Consider the following 17553-nt stretch of genomic DNA (forward strand, 5'->3'; position numbering starts at 1 on the left):
TGATAATTCCATGTGCTTTATACTTTAAAAATTGTAAGATATTTTGTATTTTCGTGTGGCTGTTTTTCAGCAATCAATTCATAATAAAATTTTCAAAAAATATGTCAAATACTGCTACGTTAGAGGTTAACGGTCAAAAACATGAATTCCCATTAGTTAAAGGAACAGAAGATGAAGTTGCTATAGATGTAAAGACCCTAAGAAGCGCAACAGGAGGTATAATTACTATTGATCCTGGTTATAAAAATACTGGATCTTGTGAAAGTGGTATTACCTTTTTGGATGGCGAAAAAGGAATTTTAAGGTATAGAGGTTATTCTATTGAAGAGCTTGCAGAAAAAGCAGACTTCTTAGAGGTCGCTTACCTTTTAATTTTTGGTGAACTACCAACAAAAGAACAGCACGATAAATTTCATGCAGATATTAAGTCAAAATCTGTTGTAGATGATGATGTACGTAAAATTGTAGATGCATTTCCAAAATCGGCTCATCCAATGGGTGTCTTGTCTTCGCTAACAAGTGCTTTAACCGCATTTAATCCTTCTTCTGTGAATGTAGATTCTGAAGAAGATATGTATAACTCTGTAGTAAAAATATTAGGAAAATTTCCAGTACTTGTTGCATGGACGTTACGCAAAAAAAATGGGCTACCATTAGATTATGGAGATAATAGTTTAGGGTATGTAGAGAACGTTCTTAAAATGATGTTTAAGCAACCTAATGAAGAGTATGTTCAAAATAAGGTAATTGTAGACGCTTTAGATAAATTATTAATTCTACATGCAGATCACGAACAAAATTGTTCTACATCTACAGTAAGAATAGTTGGTTCATCTCACGCAGGATTATTTGCATCATTGTCAGCAGGGATATCAGCGCTTTGGGGACCACTTCACGGAGGTGCAAATCAAGCAGTGTTGGAAATGTTGGAGGCAATTAGAGAAGATGGAGGCGATACTAAAAAGTATATGGCTAAGGCAAAAGATAAAAATGATCCGTTCCGTTTAATGGGATTTGGGCATCGTGTTTATAAGAACTTTGACCCTAGAGCAAAAATAATTAAAGTCGCAGCAGATGAAGTATTAGCTGATCTAGGTGTAGAAGACCCTATTTTAGATATAGCTAAAGGTCTTGAGAAAGAAGCTCTTGAAGACCCTTATTTTGTAGACAGAAAGTTATATCCAAATGTAGATTTCTATTCAGGAATTATTTATAGAGCCATGGGAATTCCAACAGATATGTTTACTGTAATGTTTGCATTAGGTCGTTTACCAGGTTGGATTGCACAATGGCGTGAAATGCGATTACGTAAAGAGCCAATTGGACGCCCAAGGCAATTGTATATTGGTGAGACGCATAGAGCATTTAAACCAATAAGCAAAAGATAAATTGTTAATAAACCAATAACTTAAACCTCATAGTGTACTCTATGAGGTTTTATATTTGTAATATGAATCGAATAAAAATAATAAAAAACAGATCAGATATAGGTGCAGGAACGCGTGGTTCAGACATGGGAATTGATGCAATTGAAATAGCAGCAATAAACGCTAATAACGATTATTTTACGAGATTTGATTTTGTAGATGTTGAGACTGAAAACGAGTCAATATACAACAAAGTGAAAAACACCTACATGAAGCGTATAGAGCATGTGTCTTATCAATGCGAAAGAGTTTGTAATGCAGTAAATGATAGTTTAAATGAGCAATCATTTCCATTGGTAATTTCTGGCGATCATTCATCTGCTTTAGGAACTATAAGTGGTATTAAAAAAACATTCCCAGAAAAGCGTCTTGGTGTTGTTTGGATTGATGCGCATGCCGATATGCATTCACCTTTCACATCGCCTTCAGGTAATATTCATGGAATGCCACTTGCTGCTGCACTAGGAGAAGACAATATTGAGAATAGAATTAATAAAGTCTCTACAAACTCAATTCATTATTGGGAAAACATGAAAAACATGGGGATTAAAGGCTCAAAATTAAAGCCTGAAGATCTTGTGTATTTTGGAGTAAGAGATACAGAAGAACCAGAAGATAATCAAATGCAAAAGCTAGCGCTTAGAAATTATATGGTTCATGAAATTCGCCATAGAGGACTAGAGGTATGCGTAGACGAAGCTTTAGATAAATTGAAAGATTGCGATATGATTTATATCTCTTTTGATGTAGATAGTATGGATTGCGACCTTATTTCGTATGGTACAGGAACTCCAGTACCTAAAGGTTTTGATGAATTTGAGATTATTAAAATTATTAATCGAATAATTGAAAGTAAAAAGGTTATCTGTTTAGAATTTGTAGAGGTAAATCCCTTATTAGATAATAAAGGAAATAAAATGGGAGAAACTGCTTTTGTGGTTCTAGATCAAGTCACTAAAACACTAACCAATGCATTAAAAATAAAAAACTAATTTATATGAAATTACTTTGTAAATATGTCGTTTTACTATTTTTAGTAAGTGCACAATTTTCTTTTGCACAAAAATTAACTAGAAAAGAAAAAAAGATTTTAAAAACAATCGAAGCCAACAATAATGAGGCTATAGAGTTTTTAAAAGATGTCGTTAATATTAATAGTGGTACTATGAATCACGATGGTGTGAAAGAGGTTGGCGATGTATTTGGAAAAGCATTTGAAGATATTGGTTTTAAAAGTTCTTGGTACGACATGTCTCAAGTAAACCGCTCAGGGCATTTATTTGCCGAAACGTATGGTAAAAAAGGAAAAAAACTATTGCTCATTGGTCATCTTGACACCGTTTTTGAAGAAAACAGTCCGTTTCAGGAATTTAAAATGGTTAACGATAGTATTGCACATGCTCCAGGAGGGAATGATATGAAAGGCGGAAATGTTATTATCCTTTATGCTTTAAAAGCCTTAAAAGAAAATGGTTTATTAAACGACGCACAAATTATAGCAGCTTTTACAGGTGATGAAGAGGCTTCTGGAAAGCCAATAAGTATCAGTAGAAAACATTTGGTTGACGCAGCAAAGCGCAGTGATATAGCCTTAGGTTTTGAAACTTCAACAGGGTTTAATTATGCAACAGTAGCAAGACGAGGTTCATCTGGCTGGAAAGTAGAAATTAAAGGCAAGCGCGCCCATTCTTCGGGGATATTTAGAGATAATGTTGGAGCAGGAGCAGTTTTTGAAATGTCGAGAATTCTTAATGAATTTTATAATGAAGTAAGAGGAGAAGAGTATTTAACCTTTAATCCAGGAATTCTGCTTGGTGGTACATTAATGGAATTTGACAGTGAGCTAAGTAAAGGTAATGTTTTTGGTAAAACTAACGTTGTAGCGCAAAAAGCTGTTGTAGAAGGAGGGTTACGTTTTATTTCGGAAGAACAGAAAGAAAATGCAAGAGCCAAAATGAGAGAGATAGTAAATAATAATTTGCCCCAAACATCAGCAGAAATCACATTTATAGATAGTTATCCAGCAATGGGGCCAACCAAAGGAAATCATAAGCTTCTTGACATTCTTAACGAGGTAAGTATCGATTTAGGACAAGGAGAAGTAGAAGCATACGACCCTGGACGTAGAGGTGCTGCCGATGTATCGTTTGTAGCTCAATATGTAGATTGTTTAGATGGACTTGGCACCATGGGAAATGGAGCGCATACGCCTCAAGAGACTGTTAACTTAAATACTATTGAAGCCTTAACTAAGCGTACAGCAATTTTAATTTATAGATTGATTAATCAGAGGTAGATTTTCGACTTTCGTTTAATGCTTTTACGGATATGCGTCGTTTTAATGACTTATACCCTACGTTAAACGAAGTTCGCTTATTTTTTTGAGAAAGTCAAGTCGTGTTCAATATAAAAATGCTTAATTTTAAGCATAAAATCTAAAGCGATGCAACAAACAACCAATACCATTTTAATGGTGCGTCCTACCAATATTAGAGCTAACGAGCAAACGGCCATTAACAACCATTATCAAAAAGAGATACACGATGTCACACAGTTGGCACTACAGTTAAAAGCCGAAAAAGAATTCGATACGTTTGTTGAAAAATTACGACATGTTGGTATTAATGTCATTGTGTTTGAAGCCAATGATGGCTTAGATACACCTGATGCCCATTTTCCAAATAACTGGATTTCGTTTCACGAAAATGGTGTTGTAGGTTTGTATCCTATGTTTGCCGAAAACAGACGTTTGGAGCGTCGAGAAGATGTGTTGTTTCAACTGGAAGATGAAGGCTTTATTATAAACCATATTATGGATTATAGAACTGCCGAAGATGAAGGCATGTTTCTCGAAGGCACAGGCGCATTGCTTTTAGATAGAGCGAATCGTAAAGCATATTGTGCGTTATCTAATCGCGCAGACGAAGAGTTGTTTATTGAATTTTGCGAAGATTTTGAGTTTACGCCTGTTATATTTACAGCTAACCAAACCGTTGATGGTAAACGTGAACCTATCTACCACACCAACGTTATGATGTGTTTGGGTGAAACATTTGCAGTGATTTGTTTAGCTAGTATTGATGATAGTAAGGAACGCAAAAACGTTATTAAAAACTTGAAGGAAGATGGTAAAGAAATCATTGATATTACCGAAGCTCAGGTTGCTAATTTTGCTGGCAATATGCTACAAGTTAGAGGTAAAGACGATAGGCATTTTGTAATTATGAGCCAATCGGCTTACGATTCGTTAACAACACTTCAAGTAAAAACCTTAGAAAAACATTCCGAAATTTTATCAAGCTCACTTAGTATTATTGAAGCTTGTGGTGGCGGTAGCGCACGTTGCATGATGGCTGAAGTATTCTTGCCAAAAACTTAGTTTACTCGATTGGTTTTGCTTTTGGAAGCTCCACAAAGAATTTACTTCCAAGGTTTGGCTCACTTTCTACCCAAATTTTGCCGTAGTTAAGTTCAACCATTTGCTTACAAATAGATAAGCCTAAACCAGTACCTTTTTCATGTCCAGTTCCGCGAGTTGTAAAGCCAGTACTTTTAAATAGTTTTTCTTGGTTTTCTTTAGAAATACCAACACCTGTATCTTCAATACAAATAAGTGCATTTCCATTACGTTCTCTATTGGAAATGGTAATTACATCACCAACTCTTGAGAACTTCACTGCATTAGCCAATAAGTTTTGTATTACGATTTCTACCATGCTTTTATCGGCATATACAAAATCTTTAATAGATTCGTCTAGCAAGATAATTTGTTTCTGGTTTACCTTTTTCTCGATTAAATTCATCTTATCGGCAAAAACCTCTTGTATATTAAATAGCTCTGGTTTGGGCTCCAGATTTTGCATTTGCGATTTAGACCAGTTTAATAAATTCATTAATAAAGCTGCAGCATTATCGGCATTTTCACTTAATTCAGGGATTAACTCGTCAAATTCTTCTTGACTAATGCTATCTTCTTTTAATAAATCTAAAAAGGCTTTAACACCAGTAATAGAGTCTTTTAAATCGTGAGATACAATAGAAAACAATCTATCTTTTACTTGATTCATTTCTTCAAGATGACGTGTCTGTTCTAAAATTGAATCGTTTTGTAATTTATACTGCTTGTTTGTTTGCTCCAGTTCTTCATACTCTTCTTTTTTGTTTCGGTTGTTAATGTACATAACTATAAAAGCGATTAGCGCAACAAGTAGTGCGCCACCTAGAGCATAAGCTATTAACTTTAATTGCTTCAATTTTTTTGTATCGACTGGAAAAGTCACTTCAGTTGTGTCTTTAGGTTGGTCAATATCTATTGGTTCTTCTTCAAAAATAAATGGTGTTGCTTTTTCTTCATCTAGTTTGTTTTTTAAAGCATGGTAATCAGCTTGCCATTTAAAAGCACTTCTAAAGTCTCCATTTGTAGAATCTATAGCAACTCTTAATTTGTAGTTTTTAAGGAGTTCCTCGTCATTATTTACTTGGCTTGTGAGTGAGTAAGCTTCATTTAATTGTACTTCAGCCAATCTTACTTTTCTTTGCTCAAAGTTGAGTTCTGCTAAACTATTAAGTGATTTTAAAATTCCTAACTTATTATCGGTTCTTCGGTTTAACCGTAATCCATCTAATAAATAAGAAGCAGATTTTTCGTAATCGTTAAACTGTAAATATTCGTTACCAATTCTTGGCAAGACATCGCCTCTAATAATTTGGTCTTCGTCATTTGAAGCATCTAAGTAACCTAATAATTTTTCGTAATACTCAATAGCTTTTCTATGTTCTTTACGCATAGAGTAGAGTATGGCAATATTTTTTGTGGATGCTTTAATTCCAGAGCTATCACGAAGCTGTTCACGTATTTGTAAAGCTTTGAGATTAAACTCAAGCGATTTATCGACTTGATTTGTGTTAAAATAGGCTTCAGATAAATTGTTGTAAGCCAAACTTAATTCACTTCTAAGATTTTTTTGTTCAAAAATATCGATTGCAGATAACGAATGACGTAAGCCTTTATTATAGTTACCTCTTTTAATTTCGATAAGCCCCAAACTGTTGTTCACTTTTGCAATCCCTAAAGAATCTTGCATCTGACTAAACAATCTAAGTGATGCATTGTAGTTGTCTAGCGCATTGAAGTAATCATCTCTTTGAGAGTAAATAAGTGCTTTGTAGTATTTAATTTCGGCCGTAGCACTATGGTATTGTAAGGATGCTGATAACTTTTCGGTTTGTGAGATATACCCTAAAGCCTTTTGATAATCTTTAGTATTGTAAAATGATTTTATAAGCTGTATTGAGGTGTCAACCTTAGTGGAATCTAGTTTTTGAAATGCAAATTGCATGACAAGACTATCCTGTTCCTTAGTTTGAGACAAACTAGAGAGTATAGTAAATAAAAATGCAGTTAAAGTAATTAACTGTTTCATAAACTATAAAAGGTTTTAGGCGCAACAATGACTGTACTACCTAAACTAACCTCGAGGGGAAGGAAAATTAAGTATTCACTAGCAAGCAATCTATTTGCTTTATAACTAAAAGTAGTTGTTATCATCGTTGGGGACCGAAATTAATAGCTTAACAAAAGTTGCCAAAAGTGAAGGAAAACCCTAATTTCTGCGTTTTAAAGCATAAATATTAGATAAAAGGAACAATATTTTTTTATAAAAAAAGTTGGTGTCGACAAACGGTAAAAAACATAGAAAAACGACACTTTTGTCGATGAAATGCATCTATCTAATTATCATATTTTCGATAAAATGTAAATAGCTGATAACTAATCTGTTAAACTTAATTTAAAATTGTTGTTTTTAGGCTTTTTAGTAATTTAGATTTATAGGTTAGCTACCGAGTATTTAAATCTCGATTATCGAGTAAAAGTTTTATCTTTGCAGCTTAAAATTTAGCAGGAATGACCATTCAGGAAACCTTATCGCAACATATTAAAACTGCCTTTTCTAAGCTATATAAAGCTGAACTTGAGACTGTAGAATTTCAGTTAACTCGTAAGGAATTTGAAGGCGATATTACAGTAGTAACCTTTCCAATGTTGCGTGTGGTTAAAATTAACCCTGCGCAATTAGGTGAAGATTTAGGAAACTATTTAGTAGAGCATGTAGATGAGGTAAAAGCATTTAATGTTGTTAAAGGCTTTTTAAACATTGTAATTGATGATGTATTTTATCTAAATTTCTTTAACACCATTAAAGAGATTAATACGTATGGATTTAAGCCCCAATCAAAAGAGGCAATTATGGTAGAATATTCCTCTCCAAACACAAACAAGCCTTTGCATTTAGGGCATATTAGAAATAACCTTTTAGGATATAGTGTTGCCGAAATTTTAAAGGCAGCTGGACATAAAGTGTATAAAACCCAAATTATAAACGACAGAGGCATTCATATTTGTAAAAGTATGTTGGCTTGGGAGCGTTATGGTATTGGTGAAACACCAGAAAGTACTGGGTTGAAAGGTGATAAATTGGTTGGGAATTACTATGTAAAATTTGACCAAGAATATAAGAAAGAAATAGCGAGTTTAGTTGCTCAAGGGAAAACAGAAGAGGAAGCTAAAAAAGAAGCGCCTATTTTAGTGGAAGCTCAACAAATGCTCCTTAAATGGGAAGCTGGAGATAAAGACGTTGTGGCTTTATGGAAAATGATGAACGCATGGGTGTATGAAGGTTTTGAAGCCACATATAAAAACTTAGGTGTTGATTTTGATTGCTATTATTATGAAAGTGATACCTATTTATTAGGAAAGGAGTTTGTTGCCGAAGGATTAAAAAACGGTGTGTTTTTTAAGAAGGAAGATGACTCGGTTTGGTGCGATTTAACCGAAGATGGTTTAGACGAAAAAATAGTATTACGTGCTGATGGTACAGCAGTATATATGACGCAAGATATTGGTACAGCTATACAGCGTATTAAAGATTATCCTGATGTTGGAGGTATGGTGTATACGGTTGGAAACGAACAAGATTATCATTTTAAAGTCTTGTTTCTAATCTTAAAGAAACTTGGTTTTGATTGGGCAAAAAACCTATACCATTTAAGTTACGGTATGGTAGACTTGCCTAGTGGAAAGATGAAAAGTCGTGAAGGTACTGTGGTGGACGCCGACGATTTAATTATTGAAATGGCAACGACTGCTAAAGAACTATCTCAAGAGCTAGGGAAATTAGACGATTATAGTGATGAAGAGAAGCAAACTATTTACAATACCATTGGTTTAGGTGCTTTAAAGTATTTTATATTAAAGGTTGATCCTAAAAAACGTATTCTGTTTGACCCAAAAGAGTCGGTAGATTTTCAAGGAAACACAGGGCCTTTTATACAATATACCTATGCTCGAATTCAAGCTATATTACGAAAAGCCAATTTCGATACCTCCGTCACACTTAGTGCAGTCGAAGTGTCTTTAGAGCCTAAAGAAAAAGAACTCATCAAGCAATTAGAGTTATTTCCTGAAGTGATACAAAACGCTGCACAAAACCACAGTCCTGCATTAATTGCTAATTATACCTACGATTTGGTTAAAGAGTTTAATTCGTTTTACCAAAATGTATCTATTCTAGGAGCTGATAGCCAAAACGAAAAGGTATTTAGAGTACAACTCTCAAGAGCTGTTGCTAATACTATTAAAAATGCGTTTGGACTATTGGGAATTGAAGTACCTGAGCGAATGTAAGTTGTTATTTTTTGACCTTACTACTTTTTTTCAATATTAATTGAGCTTTTTGGATTACGTAGTATTAATATTAATCGCCAACCATATAATAATGCGAACAGTGCAAGAAGATGTTCAAATGATTCACTATGTCCTTTATATGTTGAAGCTGCCATAAAGAAAGCAAGAATAATAAGGCTTTTGTGTGGCGTTAAAAACTCTAGCCATATTGGCTTATGGTCTTTATAAAAAAACCATAATATACTACAAACAGCAAACAAACCGAAACCAAGAGTAGGATAAATAAAGCGATAAAACGGATTTATAAAATTATGTAGATTCGTTTCATTCTGAAAATTGTATGTTTCAAATACGCCAGAAGATTCCCATCCAAATAAATGTTGCCCATAACTAATCTCCTCTAAAAAGATAAACATTAAAGCAAGACCAGCCATAATTAAAAGGTTTCTAATTAAAATCTTTTGCTTTTTTAAATTGGTTAGGTTTTTTAAGTAAAAAGGAATTATTAAAAATAATAAAGAGCTAGTAAGAAAAAAACCTTCACTAACATGCTCAAAAATATCTTCTTTGACATCGTCTCCAAAAATGATTTGCTTTAAATGAATAACAACAGCAAATAAAGATGAAAAAATAAATGATTTTTTTGCAAAATTATTATTAGGGAGGAGGCTATCAATAAAAAAGATTCTCGACATTCTCTCACTATCAACAATATGCTGTACTAGAGAAAACACCTTTTTATGAATATTCAACAAAAGAATAATCGTCGTAGCAAACCCTAAAGAGATTATTAGAATTATACCAATTCTAATAATGGCCAACCTTCTTGGATTCATTATCTCTTCAGGCTCTAGAATATGATTTGTTGTATATTCGACTAACCAATTGTATATAGTATTAAACTGTAAAATTAGAACTATAGAAATAATAGTGCATAAAGATGCAATAACCTTATGTAAGAGAGACGTTCTAATATGTGATTGGCGTTTAATTAGCCGAATAATAATAATTTTTTAAGAGTGAGACAAAAAATAATGATGTATAGCTATTTTGGTCGATGAAAGCAATAAAATATTTCTATTTCATCATCATTTTCTTTTGAAACTTTTTGTTCTATAGGATGTTTTGGCAAATTGTCTTTGCCGTAAAATAGTATTGGTACTGGTAATATTGCAGCCATCCCTATCATAAGTAATAATAGAAATAGACGCAAGAAGCGTTTAAATTTTTGCATAGGTTTATTTATAAAAATGATACAATATCTACAACCAAGGTTTTGGTGTAGAATACATTAGAAATAAAAAGTGATTAACCTATGAGTGTGTCGTCTTTAGAAAGAGAAGACTGAAGTATGATTTTTAGATAGTTGGTTTTTGTTGGGATGTTTAAATTATTTTGCTGCTTGTATTGTGAAGCAAACAGACTTTTATGGTGCGTTAAGCAGCACTTAAAATCAAAAAATGTAAAGTTGTTTTCAAGGATGCTATGTGCCTTTCTATGATTTAAATGATACGAATTTTCGTTTGAAGACTTTTCAATATCACCTATAATCCAAGATGAATTAAATGTATTTCCAGTTGGTAAAAAGCCATCGGCCTGAAATGTTAGGCAACAAGCAATAAGGGTAAAACTTAAAAAAAGAGGTGTAATCCGTTTTGAAATTCGCATGTTTAAATATACACTTTTTATGATTGATTTTTCATGCTAAATCTATAAATATATCTTAAAATTATGGATGTAAAATCTGTTTGCCTAAAGCCATAAAAGATAAAAGCAACAAATAACAACTACTATATGTTTTATGAGTTATTATTTGTTGCTTTTTAATAGTTAACATTATAAAAATGACTTAGTCATTCTTAAAAGACTTGTCTGGATATGGCGGAACTGGTGGTACTTTTCTAGGATCTTTCGCAATTAACTCTTTAAGATGTTTAATAGCAGCCTCCAGTTGTGCGTCTTTACCATTAAAAGTAGCATGAGGTAAGTTATCTACTTCAATGTCTGGAACAAAACCATGTCCTTCTATGAGCCATTCGCCATTATCTCCATAAACACCCATCATTGGTGCTCTGGCTAATCCATTGTCACTAAGTCTATTGGCGCTACTTAACCAAATTTCACCTCCCCAAGTACGCATGCCTATGGCTGTTCCCAATCCTAGTTTTTTAAAGCCATCTGCAAAAGCTTCACCATCAGAGGCTGTGTTTTCATCAACTAAAATAACAATATGGCCTCTAAAGGCGTATTGCATGTTCCAGTATGGCTTCCCTGAACGTGATTTCCAATACATCCATGCTTTACGTAATAGTTTTTCAAGGATAAAACTTTCTATATTTCCACCTCTGTTATGACGTACATCTATAATTAAACCAGGTCTGTCAAAAACAGGGTAAAACTCTCTATACCACTGGTTAATATCGTTGGCTCCCATTGCTTGAAGGTGTACATAACCAATGTTGTTATTACTTTCTTTTTCAGTGATTAAGCGTCGAGAATATTCCCAATCTTTATAACGTAAACTATACATGCTACCAATAGGCTCAACAATAATATCTCTGCTTGTAGAAGCACGTTTGACTTTAAGTTTTACTTGTTTACCTATTTGATTTCTTATGAGTTCACCTATATCTAATGATTCTAATGATGGTTTGCCATTAACATGTGTAATCACATCACCAACTCTTACATCTAAATAAGGGTCATCTAGAGGTGATTTAGTATCAGGGTAATCAGGATCAGCTTTGTATATATAATCTATACGATAACCTTTATTTGCATTGTCTCTACTAAAACGAGCTCCTAGATTCGCAATAGGAATATTAGCATTATCACTTCTGGTATCACCACCTCTTACACTTGTATGTAAGGCAGAAAGCTCTCCAACAAATCGACCAATAAGATCGGATAATTCATTTCTAGTAGTTACACGATCTACTAAAGGATAGTATTTGTCATGCATTTTTTTCCAGTTAACGCCATGCATATTTTTATCGTAAAAATAATCGCGCTCCATACGCCAAGCGTCAGTGAAAATTTGTTTCCAATCTTCTAAAGGTGTAATAGCAAATTTCCAACCGCTTAAATCTATTTTACTGTCGTTTAATCCATTAACTTTTCCTGTGCCAGCATTTACCATGTAAAAGTTATTTCCTCTACTTGCTAGCAACTTTTTACCATTTCCAGTTAATTGGTAATTATTAATACGCTCAAGCATGGTATTTACTTTAACGTCTTCGTTTCCAATTTTTACTACTGCTAGATTTGTTTGAGAATTGGCACCCGTTGTACTTGATAAAAAGTATAAAGCCTTGTCATTAACTTCTAGATTTCTATAATTTCCGGGAGCCACTGGTACTTCTTCAAGACGTTCTAGAATACCATCTTTATCAATTTTAATAGATACAGGTTCTTTTGAATCGTCTTTTTTTGCTTCAGAAACTAATTCATTATGTTCTCTAAAAGGAGATCGTGTTCCTTTTTGTAACGCTATATGATATATTTTCTCACTAATATCAAAATAAGGCTCTGGTTGTCTTGGTCCCCAAGGTGATCCAACGATTGTTCTAAAATTTCTATCTGAAATAAAGTAAATAAACTTGCCATCTGGACTCCATTTTGGATTTACACTATTGGCACGATCGGTTGTGATTGGGAATGTGTCATTGGTGTCTAAACCATGTAAAAATACTTGCGCCATGGTATTATCGGCAACTTGTACAAACGCTAGCCATTTGCTATCTGGAGACCATGAGAAATCGTAAATGCCTTCTTCGTTGGTTGATATTTTTTTGCTTTTTCCGTTGGCGAGATTAAGAATAAACATGTTGTTTTCTAAATCATTGTAAGCAAGCCATTTTCCATCAGGAGAAGGTATTCCTTCAAACCTTAACACTTTGCCATCTTTAGTTATGGGTTGTGGTTTGCCTTCGCCTTGAGCATTTATTTTTACAAATTCAAATTCACCACTTTCATCAGATAAGGTGTAAATACTTTTCCCATCAGCTGAAAACGTAGCGTCTCTATATCTTACATCTTTTTGATGCGTAAATTCTAAAAATCTTCCTGACTTTACAGGTGCAATAAAAGCACGTCCTCTTGCTGTAATAACAATACGCTCACCTTTGGAATCTGTAGAAACAGATGTGATATATCTCGAAGGGTTTTCAACCCAGTTCTCTCTAAGTTGGTCTAAATCGGATTGTAACTTTATGTTTATTTTTTTTGTTGAATTTGATGAGACATTATAATGCCAAATATCAGCACCCATTTGGTAAACAAAATTCCCATTGTTTTGTTTTGCATAGCGAACATCAAAACCTTCATGTTTGGTATGTTGTTTTAAGTCACCACCATTTTCGTCCATAGACCAGATATTCATAGTGCCATCTCTATCTGTAATAAAATACACACGATTATTGTACCACATAGGGTGATGACTTCCTCCAGCAAAATCTGTAGTTAATTTTACAGCTTCTTTACTTCCATTAGTAAACTTCCAAATCTGTCTAGCGGTTCCACCTTTATAACGCTTAGTCACGTTGCCATGATAAGAAGGGCGAACAAAAAACACGGTATTCCCAGATGCATTATAAGTTGCTTCACTCGCTTGATGTAGAGGCACTCTGTTTTTATCTTTAGTTTTTGGGTTAATGGTTACTAACTGTCTATCTGGTAATGTTGCAAAAGCTCTAGTGTCGTAAACAACTTCGCCATTTGGAGTCCAAGTATTAACTAAAGATGCATCACTTTCGTAAGTCCATCGCATTGGTAATCCACCAGTAATTGGCATAGTGTAAACCTCTATTGGACCTTCATAGCTTGCTGAAAATGCAATGGTTTTTCCGTCTGGAGAAATAGCTGGATTAAACTCTTCCTCAGCATGTGTGGTTAATCTTTGTGCAAGTCCACCGTTTAAAGGAACGCTCCACAAATCACCTTCAGCACTAAAAATTACTGTATTTCCATGAACAGTAGGAGTACGATAATAGCCTTCAAATCCTTGTGAAAAGACTAAAGTTGAAGAAAAAAATAAAACAAAAAAGAGTAAAAAGAGATGCAACTTGGAAATGCGAGTTTTAGAATACATACAATAGTTTTTTTAAAAATTAAATAATTGTAGTAGTTAAATTCACATAAACTAAAGGCAAGCTAATTTAGTTTATTTTAAATGAATTTCAAAGTATCAAAAACGTAGTCTAAAACTAAAATTTGGAGTAATTCCGAGAGATAAATTTTCTACTTTAGAGATAGTGTCTTCATCATTAATAATGTAGTAGCTGTTAATAGTATTCTTCTTATTAAGTAAATTCCATAATGAGAAACCTGCAATTGCAATGGTATTATCTGCGACTTTAAAAGTATAAGTAGTCGAGAAGTCGGTTCTTAAATAATCTTCAATATTGCTGCTATTTGGAGAAGCATAATTTATAGTGCCACCAGTAGAAGGGTTGTTGGCCTCTGGTTTAGTATATGGTTTGCCTGTTCGCCAGTTAAAACCTAAAGCAAACTTAAATTTGTTAATGGTATAAGTACCCGCAAAAGTCAGTGCATGTGTGACATCAATATTATTAGGAAAAGAATTGCCAAGGTTTAAGTTTTTAAACTCATAGTCATTTTTACTGTACGAGTAACTTAACCAAACACTCGTATCGTCATATTGTTTATTGATTAAAAAATCTAAGCCTCTTATTTTATAATTACCAATAGCATTTACAAATTGGTATTGGTTTTGAAACCCTTGACTTCTAGTGGTAATACCATCAACTTTTTTAATGTACGCCTCTGCGCTAAGTAATAGCCCATTTTTATTGTATCTAATTCCAGTAGAAAGTTGTTTGCTTTTTATAATAGGAATTGTGTGGTCATTAGATAATACCCATCGACGCTTTTCAATTCCTAAAAAGTCATTTTGTAAATCAATTATTTGTGAGGTAGTTTGACTTTTTATTTCACCTAGAATTTCAAACCTAAAATTGCTTAAAAACCTTTGATTGAAACTAAAACGAGGTTCTATATGTGTTTTGGAGAATTTCTCAAAATAATTACCTCGAACACCAATTTTTAGTTTGGTGCTTTGTGAATTTGAAGCAACATGTAGCTCGCTATAAAGCGAATGTGTTCGCATTACTTCTTTAATATAACTTCTAAAAACAGGATTATTAACATCTTCCAAATTGCTTACACCAACTTCAGAAAATTGATAACCACTTTTTAGTTTTAAATTATCACTAAACTGATAATTTAATTTGGTTTTAATGCCATTGTCATACACTTGGTTTTCTTGTATAAGACGTTGGTTGTTAATAAGGTCAAAATTAGTAGCATCTAAATTATATTTAGATACATAAGCTTGAATGGATGTGGATAAATTCGAGCTCCAGTCTTTTGTGTAATCTACTGAGGCTGCCAAATTACTTTGTGTAAGATTACTATTTAACTCTTCGTCAACATCATTAACTCTAGATTGTTCCTTGTAGTTTAAACTGTTAAAGACATTTAGAAAATTAGCTCTTATTTTGTCTTTCTTAGATAGGTCATAAAGAAATTTTAATGTGGTATCGTAAAAATAGAAACGTTCATCTTTGGATACAGAACTATTATTTTGATTATTAGTGAGGTCCGAATCTTGAAAAATACGTTTAAAATATTGATCGTATGTGGGTGTTTCAATTAAATCGGTTAAGGAACGTCGCGCCGAAAGTTGAATTTCCGTTTTTTTACTTAAAGGCACTTTGGCATATGCATCACCGTTAATAAGATTGAAACCACCGCCACCAGATGCTTTTTTGCTAATGTTATTTGAAGATTGCATGTCAATAACACTAGACACACCATCTCCATACATGGCGCTTGTGCCATTTTTAGATACACTAACGGTTTCTGTCAAGTAAGGGTTAAAAGCAGAGATTAAACCAAAAAAGTGCCCAGATTGATACATTTTTATACCATCCCAAAGCATGAGGTTTTGGTCATGAGTACCACCACGAATATTGACGTTAGATACACGTTCGTCTACACTAATAATTCCAGGGAGTGATTGTATGGTTTGTAACACATCAGGTTCTATAAGTCCTGGTAAAATTCCAAAAGATTCAGGTTCGATATTTGTAGAACCATCATTGTTTAACGAAATACCTTTGGTTAAATAATTACTTATGACGACTTCTTCTAAATATTGTGTTTTAAAAGATTTTGATGGTTTTAGTGCTTCCTTTTTTATAATTAAAATTTTATTACCTAATGTTTCAAAAGAAAGATTTGTATTGGCTGTAATATAATCTAATACTTCAGTAAGAGATAATCCAGAAGGAGGTAAAATAATGGCTTCACCTTTTATGTTAGCATCAGCATAAGAAAAAGTAACGTTATGTTTTGTTTCTATTTGCTTTAAAAAATCTACAAGAGGAATTGTTTCTTTATTAATTTGAGCAGTAACCGTCAAAGAACTAAAGAAAAATAAAACAATGTATAGAAAACTTAAAGTTGTTCTAGTCACGTGATAATTCTATGGAGGTTTTATTTTTAAAATTATACTTTACATCTAAAGGTAAAGTTATAGATTTTAAAGCCAATTCTATATTGTTATGGCTAAAACTTCCTGTGAATAATTGTTTTATATCTACATTTTGAGGGTTTATAGACACATTGTATTGCCTTTCGAATTCACGAACTACGTACTCGAAAGGCATACTTTTAAAGTAGCTTTCATTATTAATCCAAGAAGGATGTAATGAGGTTTCTTTTTCTCTAGCAATTAATTTCCCATCAATTTTTAAAAAGCTATTTCCTGGTTTAAGTATTACAATGTCACTATTATGTGTTACTTTAACGGAGCCTTCGTAGCAAATTACTTCAAAATAATCATCACGTTGCTTTACGTTAAATTCTGTTCCTAAAACGGTAACCATACCGTGTTTTGTTTTTACATTAAAAGTTGCTCCTTTTGCTACCTTAAAAAACGCTTCACCTTCTAAAGTTACATCACGATTTTTATCCCAACGACTTTCATTAAACACTAATGTTGACATAGCATTTAGCGATACATTTGAAGCATCAGGCAACTCAATAGTTGTTTTTTGAGCTGCAAGTGTGGCAAAATTTGTATCCAATGTAGTTGTATAATAATACACCGAAAAAGAAATAGCCAAAATAGCAGCTATTCTTAAAATTGGACGTAACAAATGAGTTTTGGATTCTTTTTTAGACGTATTAATATTTTGTAACGCAGCATTAAGCTCTTCATGAACATTGTATTCAGGAGCTTTAAACCGTGTAAGGTTATTAGATAGTGTTGTTAATTCCTTATAGTCTTCAAGTTTTTTAAATGCTTCAAGTTCTTGAGGGTTTAACTCGTTATCTAACCATTTCTTTATTAAATCTTTGCGTTCCATACTATTAATTACACCTATATAACAATCTACTTTTAAAAACTCCTACCTT

12 protein-coding genes are annotated in these 17553 nt (G+C 33.2%); 5 read left to right on the forward strand and 7 right to left on the reverse strand.

Annotated features, from left to right (window positions below):
• Positions 1-101: 101 nt before the first annotated feature.
• From HB672_RS05885 to HB672_RS05900, 4 genes are all read left to right on the forward strand, one after another.
• Entirely contained in the window at positions 102-1388 is a 1287-nt protein-coding gene (locus tag HB672_RS05885) for a citrate synthase (protein ID WP_167609210.1), read from the forward strand.
• A 62-nt stretch (positions 1389-1450) separates the two neighbouring features.
• Positions 1451-2419 (forward strand): arginase, encoded by a 969-nt coding sequence (locus HB672_RS05890; protein ID WP_167609213.1) that lies wholly within the window; start codon positions 1451-1453, stop codon positions 2417-2419.
• A gap of 5 nt (positions 2420-2424) precedes the next feature.
• A complete protein-coding gene (locus HB672_RS05895) occupies positions 2425-3723 on the forward strand; it encodes a M20/M25/M40 family metallo-hydrolase (protein ID WP_167609216.1) in 1299 nt (432 codons plus the stop codon).
• Between the two features lie 147 nt (positions 3724-3870).
• Positions 3871-4806: an arginine deiminase-related protein gene (locus tag HB672_RS05900; protein WP_167609219.1), complete on the forward strand. Its 936-nt coding sequence runs from the start codon at positions 3871-3873 to the stop codon at positions 4804-4806.
• Between the two features lies 1 nt (position 4807).
• Here HB672_RS05900 and HB672_RS05905 read toward each other — a convergent pair whose 3' ends face one another.
• Entirely contained in the window at positions 4808-6850 is a 2043-nt protein-coding gene (locus tag HB672_RS05905) for a tetratricopeptide repeat-containing sensor histidine kinase (protein WP_167609222.1), read from the reverse strand.
• Positions 6851-7332: 482 nt separating this feature from the next.
• Here HB672_RS05905 and argS point away from each other — a divergent pair, with 482 nt between their 5' ends.
• Entirely contained in the window at positions 7333-9111 is a 1779-nt protein-coding gene (gene argS / locus HB672_RS05910) for an arginine--tRNA ligase (protein ID WP_167609225.1), read from the forward strand.
• Between the two features lie 20 nt (positions 9112-9131).
• Here argS and HB672_RS05915 read toward each other — a convergent pair whose 3' ends face one another.
• The 6 genes from HB672_RS05915 to HB672_RS05935 form a co-directional block, all read right to left on the reverse strand.
• Positions 9132-9947, reverse strand: a complete 816-nt coding sequence (locus tag HB672_RS05915) for a hypothetical protein (RefSeq protein WP_167609228.1) — start codon at positions 9945-9947, stop codon at positions 9132-9134.
• Between the two features lie 209 nt (positions 9948-10156).
• Positions 10157-10291 (reverse strand): hypothetical protein, encoded by a 135-nt coding sequence (locus HB672_RS14755; protein ID WP_280115283.1) that lies wholly within the window; start codon positions 10289-10291, stop codon positions 10157-10159.
• Positions 10292-10419: 128 nt separating this feature from the next.
• Positions 10420-10779: a hypothetical protein gene (locus HB672_RS05920; protein ID WP_167609231.1), complete on the reverse strand. Its 360-nt coding sequence runs from the start codon at positions 10777-10779 to the stop codon at positions 10420-10422.
• Between the two features lie 181 nt (positions 10780-10960).
• Positions 10961-14200, reverse strand: coding sequence for a S41 family peptidase (locus tag HB672_RS05925; protein ID WP_167609234.1), 3240 nt, complete (start codon positions 14198-14200; stop codon positions 10961-10963).
• A gap of 96 nt (positions 14201-14296) precedes the next feature.
• Positions 14297-16609: a TonB-dependent receptor gene (locus tag HB672_RS05930; RefSeq protein ID WP_167609237.1), complete on the reverse strand. Its 2313-nt coding sequence runs from the start codon at positions 16607-16609 to the stop codon at positions 14297-14299.
• Positions 16602-17504: a FecR family protein gene (locus HB672_RS05935; protein ID WP_167609240.1), complete on the reverse strand. Its 903-nt coding sequence runs from the start codon at positions 17502-17504 to the stop codon at positions 16602-16604. Before HB672_RS05935 ends, HB672_RS05930 begins: the two co-directional genes overlap by 8 nt.
• Positions 17505-17553 lie beyond the last annotated feature (49 nt).

This window comes from Gaetbulibacter sp. S0825 (assembly GCF_011777505.1).
GTDB lineage: Bacteria > Bacteroidota > Bacteroidia > Flavobacteriales > Flavobacteriaceae > Pontimicrobium.